We start from the raw sequence: 12,943 nt of genomic DNA on the forward strand, positions 1-12,943 counted from the left end.
TTAGCTATAAATAAAATATATTGAAAGTCAAAATCCCCTTTTTGGAAGAGGAGGAAAAAAATCTCGTGGGAGTTTATTCAGAGGGTTCCGTTTTGAGCTGTATTTATAAAAATACGTGCCTGATATGATAATTGTATTGTCATTGTTATTGGTATGTAAAAGGGAAAATAAGCGGAGTTATTCCGGTTAAATGCAGAATGGAGCTCGTTTTCGGAGGAAATAAGGGGAGTTTTTCCGGTTAAGGGTTGAAAAATCCTCCATATTTGCGCTTTTTAAGAAAATAGCCGGAACTTCTCCGTCTATTTTAGCCCGTTTTTGAAATTATTACTAAATAGGCGGAATTCATCCGTCTATTAATTTAACTCTTAGGTGTAATCCCTAACTCCTTAGTTCCACAAATTATTTTAAACAAATTGCATTTCATTTTAATCAAACGATTGGTTAACAGCAAAAAAAGAAGCTTCTCATAAGTCTAATGACTAATTAAGAAGCTTCTTTTAATTGGTAAGCCATTATTACATCATTCCGCCCGTCGTATTAAACTCCCTATGAGCCATTTAACCCCATTTCGTTATAAAGTTATTTCTGAGCTATCTGAATAAGGTTGCCACATGTATCGTCAAAGACAGCTATTGTGACTACGCCCATGTCTGTCGGCTCCATAGTAAACTTCACGCCTTTTTCCACTAATCGTTGGTACTCTTTGCGAACATCTGCAACGCCAAACATGGTTGCTGGGATTCCATCGGCATATATCTTCTTTTGAAACTCTTTAGCTGCTGGATGGTCATTTGGTTCGAGCACAAGCTCGGTACCGTTTTGATCATCTGGAGAAACAAGCGTAATCCATCTAAATTTTCCTGCGGGAACGTCCGTTTTTTTTATAAAACCGAGAGTTTCTGAATAAAATTCCAGTGCCTTGTCTTGATCTTGTACGAATATACTTTTAACAATGATTTTCATACTGTTTTGCCTCCCTAAATTTTACGATGTATGTGCTCAGTTAACAATCTAGCTTCCAGCAAAACCCTAAATTTCGTCGTTCCCCGAAAAGAATATTTACCATCAGGGAGGACTTCGATTACTCTATCCATCCTTTTAGCAAGGTTTTAAGTGGCTCGTTGATGAACGTAAGTACTCGATACTTTCCCTTTCGTTTTGATATTACGAGTCCCGCATCCTCCAATACGGAAATATGTTTAGCTATCCCTTGTCGCGAAATGGAAAGGTGGTGCTTCATAATGAGACGGACCGTAAGTTCATACAACGTCAACTCGTTGCGTTCGGATAATTCGTCTAGTATCAGTCGCCGAGTCGAGTCGCCGAGTGCTTTGAATATAGCATCTTTGTTCCCATTCATATATCGATTATAAGCAACTGCACAGTTGCCTGTCAATCATAAGCAACTTCACGGTTGCGTGATGAGAACCGTTATACTCAATCTTAACAATATTATTCCTTCTCCTGAAAACATAATCGCACAAGTATAATCAATTGAAACTATCATGTTTTTATTTTAAATTATATACATATGCGCCCCTTTGCACTCATGTCTACTTTTATATGAACATCAAATTTATATAACCGCTAGGAAAGGAATTTTGAAAAAATAATGATTTATTTATTCATTTTTTTCGTTGTATTCTGTGTTGCCATTTCATTGTTTATTAACTTACATCCGACATTCGGGGGAAAACCTAGTAAAGAACAAAAAAAAGTGTATGAGAAGCTTGGTAATTATGTCGGAGGAAAATTTGTCAATCAGGTGCCAACAAAGTTAAATATGAGTTTATCCGATTACCTCTCTTTGATGAAGGAGTCTATTTCAGGTCGTAAAGATCGCAATCCTGCCGGTCAAGTTTCCGTTTCAGAGATTGATTGGCACAAAATTAACAGTAAAGAAGATAGTTTAACCTGGTTTGGGCATTCAGCTTTTTTACTCAGTATCGATAACAAAAAGATGCTTGTGGACCCTATGCTAGGTAAAGTGGCTTCACCCGTTTCATTTGCAGGAAGCAAACGCTACAGTGAGGATATGTTGCCTATTATTGACAGAATGCCGTCTATTGATGCTGTCTTCATTACCCATGATCATTACGATCACCTCGATTATCCATCCATTCGAAAGCTGAAGGACAAGGTCGGTCATTTCTTCGTTCCTTACGGTGTAAGTACTCACTTGATCCGGTGGGGAGTTGCAAAAGAAAACATTACAGAATTTAATTGGTGGGATGAAACGGATTTCCAAGGTTTAACGATTGCATTCACTCCATCCAAACACTTTTCTGGAAGAGGACTTCTTAATCGGGATTCGACATTATGGGGTGGTTGGGTCATTCTTGGTAAAGATACCCGTTTCTATACGAGTGGGGATGGTGGTTATGATGCACATTTCAAAGAAATCGGAAAAAAATACGGACCTTTTGACATCACTTTAATTGAAGGCGGTCAATACGACCGACATTGGTCTTGGGTTCATATGACACCCGAACAAGCTGTACAGGCCAGTATAGATGTAAATGGAAAGAATATGATGTTAATTCATTGGGGGGCTTTTACGCTTGCGTATCATAGTTGGACTGACCCTATTGAACGCGCATTAATAGAGGCAAAGAAAGTCGAACGGAATCTCATCGCCCCTAAAATTGGCGAAACGGTTCAATTAACTGGAGAACTATCTGTTCCTGTCTTATCATGGTGGAAAATGTAAATTGTGAAACACAGGGCATATTAATCAAAACGTTTGATTAATAACAAAAAAGAAGCTTCTCAATAGTCCAATGACTAAAGAGAAGCTCTTTTTCTTAGCAAAATGTTAGCTCTCATACACATTATCGCATGGCATGCAGGACTTTATAAATCAGACCGCTTAGAAGATGTGAAAAAACTTGAAAGGAAAAGAAGAACCCTTCTTTGAAGGATTCCCTATTAAACAACCTTCTTACAATCATTCAGCAATACTAGTCTTAATACGACAAAACCACCTATTGAGAGCGTTTACACTATGACTATATAATTAACTTGATAATAAAATAGGGAGGGGAACGACTTTGAAAAGGGTTTTGAAGATTGTAGGTACAACAGTTCTTATTGGAAGTTTATTGGCCTCTTCACACAATGCTTTTGCACAGACAAAGGACAATCCATCTCAACAAGCCTTTGACAACAAGGTTGTAAAACGGATTGATGTCGATCGTATTTATGAAAATGTTTCTTATTTGGCAGAGACCATCGGCGCGCGTGTAGCCGGCACAGCAAAGGAAGACCAAACAGTAGAGTACATAGCAAATCAATTTAAGCAATATGGTTTCAATAATGTAGAGATCCAGCCATTTAAATTTGTAACCGGCTACAACAGACCAACGACATCCTCTTTTTCTGTAAATGGCACGAGTTATCAGGTAACGGCTTTTAATTACTCGCAAAATACACCATCCGACGGAACGAGCAGTGAGTTGGTATATGTTGGCCTCGGAAGTGAAGCTGAAGTGGCTGAAAAAGATGTTTCCAAAAAAATTGCTTTGATTCATCGAGGCGGAGGAATTCCCTTTGCAACAAAAATGTCAAATGCCAAAAATGCCGGGGCAAGCGGAGTCGTTATTATCAACGATGTGGCAGGATTACCCACGTCCAACCTTGCAGCTGATGAATCGAATCTTCCAACCTTATTCATGACCAAATCAGATGGGGACGCATTAGTTTCTACTTTGGATCAAACACCTCTTATCGGCACAATGCGAATTGAAGGTGCAAAGTTTACTGTGGCAACCTCCCATAATGTCATCGCCACCAAAAAGCCGCAAGCCAATAAGGATACGAAGCAAATTATCATGGTTGGAGCTCATCATGATTCAGTTGCTGTTGGTACAGGCGCGAGTGACAACGCATCAGGAACGTCTGTTTTATTGGAGTTAGCTAGAGTACTTGAAAACACCCCTTCTGATACCGAAATTCGTTTTATTACGTTTGGTGCAGAAGAAAGAGGTTTGCTGGGATCCTATCATTATACTAAGCAGCTTTCCGAGGATGAAATTAACCGTACGGTTGCAATGTTTAATATGGACATGGTAGGAAGCAAAAATTCCGGGGAATTTGCCATGTTTACAGTAGATGGCAAGCCGAACACCGTCACCACTTTAGGAAATTCGGCCGGAACTCGATTGTATGAAGCGATTTCATATAACCAAGTCGGAAGAAGTGACCACCAGCCATTCACAGAGGTTGGCATTCCGGCAGCTGTCTTTTCGTATGCCCCCCTAGAACCGGAATACCATACTTCTCGCGATAACATTGAATTAATAAGCAAAGAAAAATTATTAAAAACAGCTCAAGTACTAGGTGCGGCTATCTATCAGGCAGCCCGTCCTGATACACCGGCATTAGAACGTTCGAAGGTAGCCCCTATACCTATAGAAGCTGAGCTTGACAAGGATCTACACCTTTAATATCTAAGTGGAAGCTGTTGCGAACATTGGTAGCAACAGCTTCATTCATTTTCAATTACATATTTTGTTTTAAGTAACGCCGGCTCTTACCTTCTTCTCTACCAAAAAAAGAGCCATCACCCTACATGCGTTCTAATATCTATTAATACTTCTTTCAATTCGCTGTTTCATTTCATTACTATTTTGATAGCTCTCACGAACAATATTCCATACATTTTCTTTGAAGAATTCATCCTGTATCAATGAGAGATTTACTTTTACCCCATGTTTTGCCGAAGCAGCTGCAGTCTCTGCCATGTTGGCACTTCCAGCAAGTTCCCCTATCACTCTTTTGTCAGATAGATGAAAGAATTGGTCGACTCCAGTTAAAATTTCTTCGCAATTTTTCACAACTGAAGCTAACGTATTTGTCGCATTCTTCATCGCCTCTTCATGCTCATCCGGATAATCTGCCTTTAATTTTGCTGCCTTCACTACTACTGCGAGTGTTTTCATATCATCTGTCGCAAGGGCCAGGCACTGATTACGAACATCTTCTATGTGTTTTAAGGATATAGGTATGTTTTCGCATCCCTTTCTTATTGTCACTTTACAGGACATTTCCAGCAAGGCAGCCGCCATCGCAGCAACGGTTGCTGCAGCACTGCCACTTGCCGGACCCGGAAAATCGGGGGCAGCCAATTTTTCAAGATATTCATGGACTGTTAAAGAATCAATATGATTCATACCCATCTCCACCTTCTTATAATCTTGCTAATCGGATATAACCATGTCCATTTTATTTTCATCTGTATAACTGCAAACTTCAAGGACTTTTTCAATTTACATCTTCTGATACCTAATAAGGTTTTTTATCCCTAATTGAGGTTTATAGTTGGCTATAATTTGTATCTCCATGTAACGCAAGAGATTAAAAAAGAAGGCCTCTCAAAAGTTCGGTGAACTAATGGGAAGCCTCCGTTAAAAACCTCAAATCCTTGTCTATCAAGGGATTGAGGGGCAGATTACATCATGCCGCCAATAAGCTCGCCACATAAATCCTCTAAGATAGCTTCAAAGAAACCCATTAAAATCAACGTTTCGAATAAAATCAGAAAATACCGTTAAATGGTTCCGCAATCTCTCATGACCAAAAAAATGACCATGTGTGTGACCACATATTTTAGAAAGGTTTAGATGAAGTATAAAACTTTATTAATAAACCTGTTAAGGAGGGTTTCAACAATGAAGCTAATTAAAATGGCTTTTGTTGCGAGTTGTATCAGGATGTAACCACGATTATGGAGCTAAAATAGCTTCAACAGATGTTATCCAACAAATTATTGATGATCAAAAAGTGGGTTCGTCATAATTACGAATGAAACAGATGCCACATTCTTAGATGAAGTTCAAAAAGCGTTACTAGAAAAAAAGGAAACGGCTTTACAATTTAACGTCTTTCGAAATGATGGTGAAAACGAAAATGCTGATGGTTTAAGTAAAAACCCATTCCATTATGAAATGTCGCATGTGAATGCCATTTACTATATCAAAGATGGAAAAGTCTATGGAGAATATGACCTTGAAATTTATGAAGGGATTCGCCAACAGTCATGTAAACCTTGTAGTAACTATTATTATTTTATTAGCCGTTATCACTAACAGAATGATCTACTTCAAACCTTAAAACATAAAATACATTTCCTTCTCTATACCCAAAACACCTATATTTTTGACTAGTTCTGAACTTATAAATTTGTTTATCAGCATTGGGAGAGTTTAAAAACCAATCAACTTTTCTCGAAGGAGGTTGATATTTTTTGAAATCTAATCCTGTAGACTGTTGAATTGCATCCCATGTCATTTCGCTAAAATTTTTAAATGTGGAAATAAACGCCTTAGCCTCATCTTCTTCTAATTTATTAAAATCATAATTAGATTCTAGCTTTAAGAATGATATATTAAGACCTTCAAATCTACTATTACAATATTCTTTATAATCAATTTTCTTCTCTTCCAGTAAATAGTCTGCGAATGTTCTAGGATCAATTATATTTAACAAACTAATAGATTGTCCATTTTTTTTTATATCTAATGATATTTCTCTAAATCGTTGACTAACAAATGATAAAACTATTTTGTCCCTTTCACATGCTTCGGCTAATGAATATCCACTTACCTCATTTGTGTATTCGCAAAAATACCTATCACTATTTATATGCCTTTGGTTCTCCTGCCAAAAAGGTGGATCAGACATTAATTTTTTTAAAAAGATTTTAAATTTACGAGCCTCACTTCTAGTACTTATTTTTTTGTCAATAAGAATATCATGTAAAGTTCGATTTCCTGTAACTTTAAAATTATATAAATCTTGGTGCTTTAATAATGTGACTGAACATAAATCCATTATATTTTGAATACTAATTATATCCTTTAGTGAATCTAAAAATGTTTCAGGACTTTCAAATTGTGCTTCTAAAGATAACTCATTTAATAATACTTCCATTATTTTAACCCCAATAATTCATCAAGATCATCATCGAATTGATCAAATAATCCATCTTGGTGATTTTCTACGTTCCCATCATTTTTAATATTAATTCTCGTAGCCTTTGTAACCAATTCTTTTTGATCAATTTCGAAGAAGTATATCGATACATTCTCCTTTGAAATTGTTTTTTTGAAGATTGTTTTTCTAACTCCATTAAAAATATGGTCACTGTGAGTTTCAACAATTAATTTAATACCATTTTGTGCAGCATAAGTCATTAACTCAGTCAATTTTGATTGTGCTTTTGGATGCAAATGAATCTCAGGGTTTTCAATAATTATTAAATCACCTCTTTGTGATGACAATATACTAACTAAAATTGATATAACATAACTTAAACCGGAACCAATATTCTTTGGTCTTACATACCTATTATTAACGGAAAGAAATTTTGCTTTTACTTGGTCTGTATCAGTAATATCTTCTGTAAGAAGTTCACTATTTAATATATATTTCAACCAATAATTCAACTGTATGCCAAGTGTAGAACCAATCGACTTATCTTTGATGAGATACTCGTTAACTTGCTTATTTTTATTCTTATCAAAGTAATCAATTGCATACTCCCCTAAAATACCGTAGTCATTATATTTATCGTAATTTTTCCCATATAAATCTTGAGATCCAATTCTTTTTGAAGACAAGTAATGTATCCTCTTATTTTTCTGGTTAAGATATTCAGTTAATTCATTCTCTTTTGGTTCAACTTCACAAATAACGGAATCATTATCCTCATAAAATGTTAAGGTTAATTTTTCATTAACTGATGTCAATTCAATAGAAAACGATTTAGCATTTTTAATAAAGTTTCTAACATCAGAAAATTCACCTAATGAGACCAATCTGCCATTTAGAGGAGAACGCCCCTCCTCATTAATGTTTTGTATTGCCAACAACAATGACTGTATGATAGTTGACTTCCCAGCCGAATTCATACCAACAAGTAAAGTGAAATTTTGCAAGTCCAAGATTGTACTATCAAAACTCTTAATATTATTAATTTTTAATCTTGATATCATACTTAATCCTCACTTTCAAATCATTAACCATATTAAAAACTTCAGTAATAATAATACTTCTACCCCTATCATCTGTAAGTAATTTATTTAAGCGATTATTGGCTAATAGTTCATTACAAATTTTCTTTATCTCATCCTTGTTGTTTTTACAAAATGATGTATCAAATTGAGTAAAAAGATATCCAAATGCATCAAACAATATCATGTTTATCGGTTTCTTCCTATCGCCGTTTGGCAATCTTCTAAATGCATTTCCTTCAAAAATCAACAAATTATTTTGCATTGATTTTTCAAAGTTACTTTTTATGTTATTTATCTCAACATCATTTCTCTTATTTAAAAACTCCATCGATTTACCTAAAAATTCATCAATATCATTTTTATATTCAACAGGCTTATTATTTTCATCCATTAATAGACCTTCATTCAACAAATAGAAAGATACAAATCTCAAAACAAGATAACGATCCTTCATTCTTGTGGAATTTATAGAATTGCATGTAACAACTTTAAAAATTTCTGAATTTATTAGAGACTGTATTAACTCAGTTGATTTTCCTTGATATAAAGCATTTCTCATTTCTTGATTATTTAGAGAAGTTCCACCTCTATTTACCCTGTCAAAGATGTCAAACATTATTCTGTCAGGGGTCGGAGGCTTTATTACTTGTGCAATTATTTGAAAATCTTCCAAATTAGCTTGCAACTTTTCCTCCAAATCTTTAAAATACATGCCATTACATTCCCTCAGTATTTTTAAATTCTTTAATTTGAAATCATTATTTAAAAAGGCGAAAAATGTAGTTAATCGCTGTTTACCATCCACTACAACTAATTTCCCCTCTTTTGTCTCATTCAAATAAAATATTGGTAATGGAATCCCCATTAAAACTGTCTCTATTAATTCTGATTGTTGATCCTTTTTCCAAACTGCTTCTCTTTGAAAATCCGGATCCAATACTAACTGATTTCTCTCAAATTTACGATTCAATTCAAAAATTGAATATTGATCTCTCTCTACTTTAATATTGGCTTGGGGATAGATATTATCTGTATCCTGTTGGTTTCTTACTGATAAAAAGTTATCATCTTCACTTTCTAAATCTTCAAGTTCTTCGATAAGTTCTTCATTCACCATCTTCATCTCCCTTTTAGTTTATTTTACCATTGTGTTGGCTTATAAAAAAGTTTGATCATTTCATACCTGTATTGCTCCATAATCGCGATTATGGAAGATCATTGTTATATGTCTTGTTAAACTAATACAACTTTTTCAGAAACGCACCCTGTCGGTGAAAAATTACAAAGGCTTGTCTAACAATAGCTCTAATAGAAAGTACAAAATAGAGAAACCAACAGCAAAATAAATAAACTTAAGGAGATGTTTTCTCCAGTTCTGTTTATCATTAGAGAATACAGTCAGGAATATAAAGATATCAACAATCCAGATTGAAATGAAATGTGCATAAAAGTCACCGTTTATTTTTTGTTAATTTTATTCTTAGTTTAACCATAATCTTCAATAATATGGACCGTTCGTTGAATAGAAAGACTCACATTTTTTTAATACCTTTATTGTAAATTAAACAACCAATACTACGACATTTAGTTAGAAGAGTATAAGGGAAATGTGTCCCCACTTGCGGAGGGGAATCAGGCAAAGCCTGATATTTGGGTGGGGACATTTTATTTAGTGGTGTCACAAGCGTGTGACAAAGTAATGTTCTACTGTCACACACTTTTGACATACTTTTTTATTTTGATATCACGGAAACATCAGGCTTTGCATGATCTATCACCGAAAGTGATAGCATCAGTTTTTCCTTATGCTCATTTTTCTAACAATCCACACCCAGCATCAGACACATGCAAATATTTCTTAGCTGTATATTATTCCAATTTCTTAAGCCTGTGCTCTAAACCATTTATACAAATCTTTCGCAAGTAAAGAGTACACCACATTATAATAATTTTCGTCAGAACCAACTAACTTCTCAAATGCATTTTGATTTTGAGCGTATTCTTCCATCACTTTGTCTTGGAAGATATCTTTAAATAAATTGTTCTCAAACATTTCTGAGCTATTATTTTTAGCCATATTCACTACTTTTAAATCTAGTTCTCTTTTAAATGATTTATATAGGGTTTCAATTAATACTTTATCTCCCTCTGTGAAATCGTCTGGGAATCGTTCGTTGATTCGATAAATGATTTCTTCTAAAGAATCTCGTTCTTCCGGTGGTTTAATGCCTGCATTAATTTCTTTTGGATTGCTTAGTATCCCACTCTCGGAGTTTTCTGCCACTAGCATAATTTCACCTTCAAAATCCTTTTGAAGTTTGTAGTATTCTAGTTTCACTTTGTCAGCCACATCTACTTTTTCACGTTGCTCTTTCGGGATGAATTTTAAAAGATAGTTTGTAAAAATGCTTTCTTCTAAAAGTTGCATATCAAATGTGCGATCTAATTGAGAGATATAGTTATACCATTTACCAAAGTTACGAAGGGTTACTCGAAACTCATACTGTGTGTCTTTAGGGAGATCTTCATACCTTTGAATAATTGGTTTAAAAAGGCTGGAAATACGCCCGAGTAACTTTTCATCTTGTTTTCTTTGTGCCTGTTTGACTAGCTTTAATACTTGATCAATATCTTCTTGATTGTAAATAGTATATTTTCGCAATTTACTTTGCGTATCATAAATTAAGTTAATATTGATTTCACTATCCAAAGTAGTAACTTCGTAGAACGGTTGAAATGCTTCTAAAATTTCTTCCTCACCGTTTACAAAGTCAAGGATAAACGTATCCTTTTTCCCTTGCATTGTACGATTTAAGCGAGATAATGTTTGAACAGCTTTAACGCTGCGTAACTTTTTATCAACAAACATCGTATGCAATAAAGGTTCATCAAATCCTGTTTGATATTTTTCAGCTACAATTAAAATATTGAAATCATCTGTGTGGAACGTTTCTTTTAATTGGCTTTCCTTGATGCGATCCCCGTCTTTTGTAACGTTCATACTCGGTTCAGTATATTCCTCACCTTCATCAGTAACAGAACCTGAGAAAGCTACTAACACATCTAAATCTTTATATCCCATTTCTTCAATATAATTTTTGAATTCTTGCATGTATCGCACTGCATGTAAACGGGAAGGGGTGACAACCATAGCTTTGGCACGACCACCAATCGCTTTTTTTGTTACCGATCGGAATTGTTCAACCATAACCTCTGTCTTTTGGCGCAATACCCAAGGATGGAAAGACTGATAGCGAGCAATAGCACGCACAGCTTCTGTTTTAGGGAGCTCAGGATTATCTTCAATTTCCTTCGCAATACGATACGAAGTTTTATATGTCATATAGTTTTTTAAGATATCTAAAATAAATCCTTCCTCAATTGCTTGGCGCATGCTATACACATGAAATGGCGCAAAGCTTCCATCAGCTTGTTTCGTTCCAAACAGTTCAATTGTTTTTTCTTTTGGTGTCGCTGTAAAAGCAAAGAAGCTTAAATTCCGATGACGTCCTTGAGCTAATAATGTTTTCACTAACTCGTCTTGGTCATCTAATGTAGTGTTTTCAATATCTTCTTCAATCTCTTGATATTCTTTTAGTGTCGCTTCTTTATCTGCTAAAGCTGCTTTTAATTTTTGTGCGCTATTACCGGTTTGAGAAGTATGCGCTTCATCAACAATCACCGCAAAATTTCTACCATTAGAAGCATCTATCTCTTGATAAATAATAGGGAACTTTTGAAGCGTTGTAATAATAATTTTCTTGCCATCGTTAATGGCTTGTTTTAAATCCTGTGAAGTTTTTTTATCATCAATCGTTTCAACTTGTCCTGTTGTATGATCAAAACTCATGATTGTATTTTGTAATTGACGGTCTAACACTGTACGGTCAGTAACAATAATGGTTGATGCAAATATCGGATTATTGTTATTGTCATGAGCAGACGCTAAATGATATGCTAACCACGCAATACTATTTGATTTCCCTGATCCAGCACTATGTTGGATCAAATAATTTTCACCGCTGCCATGCTCTTTTACATCTGCAAGCAGTTTACGAACAACATCTAGTTGGTGATAGCGAGGAAAAATTAGTGTCTTTTTCGTAACTTCTCGGTCACCTTGTTTTTCCTTCTTCACTTCTAGGTTCATAAAACGTTGAATAATATCCATTACATTATCTCGATGCAGCACTTGTTCCCACAGGTAAGCTGTTGGGTACCCTTCTAGGTTTTCGGGATTCCCCTTCCCACCTACATTCCCCGGACCATTCGAACCTTGGTTAAATGGCAAGAAATACGTCTTTTTCTCAGCCAGTTTTGTTGTCATAAATACTTCATAATGATCTACTGCAAAACAAACTAAGAAACGAGTATTAAATTGAAAAACTAACTCTTTAGGGTCACGATCTTTTTGGAATTGAACTTTTGCATTTTCAACAGATTGACCTGTATACTGATTTTTCAGTTCTAAAGCAATGATAGGAATACCATTTAACAAAAGCACCATGTCAATAGTATTGCGATTATTTGGACTGTATGCAAATTGACGTGTGCAAGTAAACCGATTCGCTTCATACTTTTTCAATAACTCATAATTGAGCCCTGAAACAGGTTTAAAAAACGCTACTTTTAAAGAAACACCACGATCTCTAATGCCAGTGCGCAAAACATGAAGCATACCATGCATATGTACCTCTTCCTCAAAACGCTTTAAAAACTTTCGTCGTACATCTTCCTTGTAAATTTTCTCATAACGTTCCCATTTCTTTGGCTGCGTCTCTTTAATAAAAGCAATTAATTTATTCAAATCAAGCCCAATAGTTGCATCAAAATTGGAATCTTTGAAACTCTCTTTTTGCCAGCCACCGTATTGAATTAAACTCGTCTCTATATCGTGTTCAAAACGAATCTCCTTGTCCTCTATCAAC

At 35.2% G+C, this 12,943-nt stretch carries 9 protein-coding genes; 2 read left to right on the forward strand and 7 right to left on the reverse strand.

The features are described from left to right. Positions 1-579: 579 nt before the first annotated feature. Positions 580-963, reverse strand: a complete 384-nt coding sequence (locus AR328_RS20300; RefSeq protein ID WP_066300992.1) for a VOC family protein — start codon at positions 961-963, stop codon at positions 580-582. Positions 964-1,081: 118 nt separating this feature from the next. After that, positions 1,082-1,360, reverse strand: a complete 279-nt coding sequence (locus AR328_RS20305) for an ArsR/SmtB family transcription factor (protein ID WP_066301110.1) — start codon at positions 1,358-1,360, stop codon at positions 1,082-1,084. 252 nt (positions 1,361-1,612) lie between these two features. On the opposite strand from AR328_RS20305, the gene AR328_RS20310 reads away from it, so the two are divergent. Together AR328_RS20310 and AR328_RS20315 are read left to right on the forward strand one after the other, a co-directional pair. Beyond that, positions 1,613-2,710, forward strand: a complete 1,098-nt coding sequence (locus tag AR328_RS20310) for an MBL fold metallo-hydrolase (RefSeq protein WP_066300998.1) — start codon at positions 1,613-1,615, stop codon at positions 2,708-2,710. A gap of 340 nt (positions 2,711-3,050) precedes the next feature. Continuing rightward, entirely contained in the window at positions 3,051-4,445 is a 1,395-nt protein-coding gene (locus tag AR328_RS20315) for a DUF4910 domain-containing protein (RefSeq protein ID WP_082677335.1), read from the forward strand. Positions 4,446-4,577: 132 nt separating this feature from the next. On the opposite strand, the gene AR328_RS20320 is transcribed toward AR328_RS20315, so the two are convergent. The 5 genes from AR328_RS20320 to AR328_RS20340 all read right to left on the reverse strand — a co-directional run bounded on the left by AR328_RS20320 (position 4,578) and on the right by AR328_RS20340 (position 12,942). Then, positions 4,578-5,171: a cyclodeaminase/cyclohydrolase family protein gene (locus AR328_RS20320; RefSeq protein ID WP_066301007.1), complete on the reverse strand. Its 594-nt coding sequence runs from the start codon at positions 5,169-5,171 to the stop codon at positions 4,578-4,580. 898 nt (positions 5,172-6,069) lie between these two features. Then, a complete protein-coding gene (locus AR328_RS20325) occupies positions 6,070-6,930 on the reverse strand; it encodes an MAG6450 family protein (RefSeq protein ID WP_066301010.1) in 861 nt (286 codons plus the stop codon). After that, entirely contained in the window at positions 6,930-7,994 is a 1,065-nt protein-coding gene (locus AR328_RS20330; RefSeq protein ID WP_066301018.1) for an AAA family ATPase, read from the reverse strand. Before AR328_RS20330 ends, AR328_RS20325 begins: the two co-directional genes overlap by 1 nt. After that, positions 7,972-9,132 (reverse strand): DUF262 domain-containing protein, encoded by a 1,161-nt coding sequence (locus AR328_RS20335; protein WP_066301020.1) that lies wholly within the window; start codon positions 9,130-9,132, stop codon positions 7,972-7,974. The genes AR328_RS20330 and AR328_RS20335 overlap by 23 nt, the downstream gene beginning before the upstream one ends. A gap of 765 nt (positions 9,133-9,897) precedes the next feature. Continuing rightward, positions 9,898-12,942: a type I restriction endonuclease subunit R gene (locus AR328_RS20340; RefSeq protein WP_066301022.1), complete on the reverse strand. Its 3,045-nt coding sequence runs from the start codon at positions 12,940-12,942 to the stop codon at positions 9,898-9,900. Position 12,943: the final 1 nt, after the last annotated feature.

The organism is Bacillus sp. FJAT-29937 (assembly GCF_001509555.1).
Lineage (GTDB): Bacteria > Bacillota > Bacilli > Bacillales > Cytobacillaceae > Cytobacillus.

Excerpts from the sequence above, each read along its gene's own strand:
- AR328_RS20335 (WP_066301020.1), bottom strand. The coding sequence starts at position 9,132 with ATGGTGAATGAAGAACTTATCGAAGAACTTGAAGATTTAGAAAGTGAA.
- AR328_RS20320 (WP_066301007.1), bottom strand. The coding sequence starts at position 5,171 with ATGAATCATATTGATTCTTTAACAGTCCATGAATATCTTGAAAAATTG.
- AR328_RS20330 (WP_066301018.1), bottom strand. The coding sequence starts at position 7,994 with ATGATATCAAGATTAAAAATTAATAATATTAAGAGTTTTGATAGTACA.
- AR328_RS20325 (WP_066301010.1), bottom strand. The coding sequence starts at position 6,930 with ATGGAAGTATTATTAAATGAGTTATCTTTAGAAGCACAATTTGAAAGT.
- AR328_RS20310 (WP_066300998.1), top strand. The coding sequence starts at position 1,613 with ATGATTTATTTATTCATTTTTTTCGTTGTATTCTGTGTTGCCATTTCA.
- AR328_RS20305 (WP_066301110.1), bottom strand. The coding sequence starts at position 1,360 with ATGAATGGGAACAAAGATGCTATATTCAAAGCACTCGGCGACTCGACT.
- AR328_RS20300 (WP_066300992.1), bottom strand. The coding sequence starts at position 963 with ATGAAAATCATTGTTAAAAGTATATTCGTACAAGATCAAGACAAGGCA.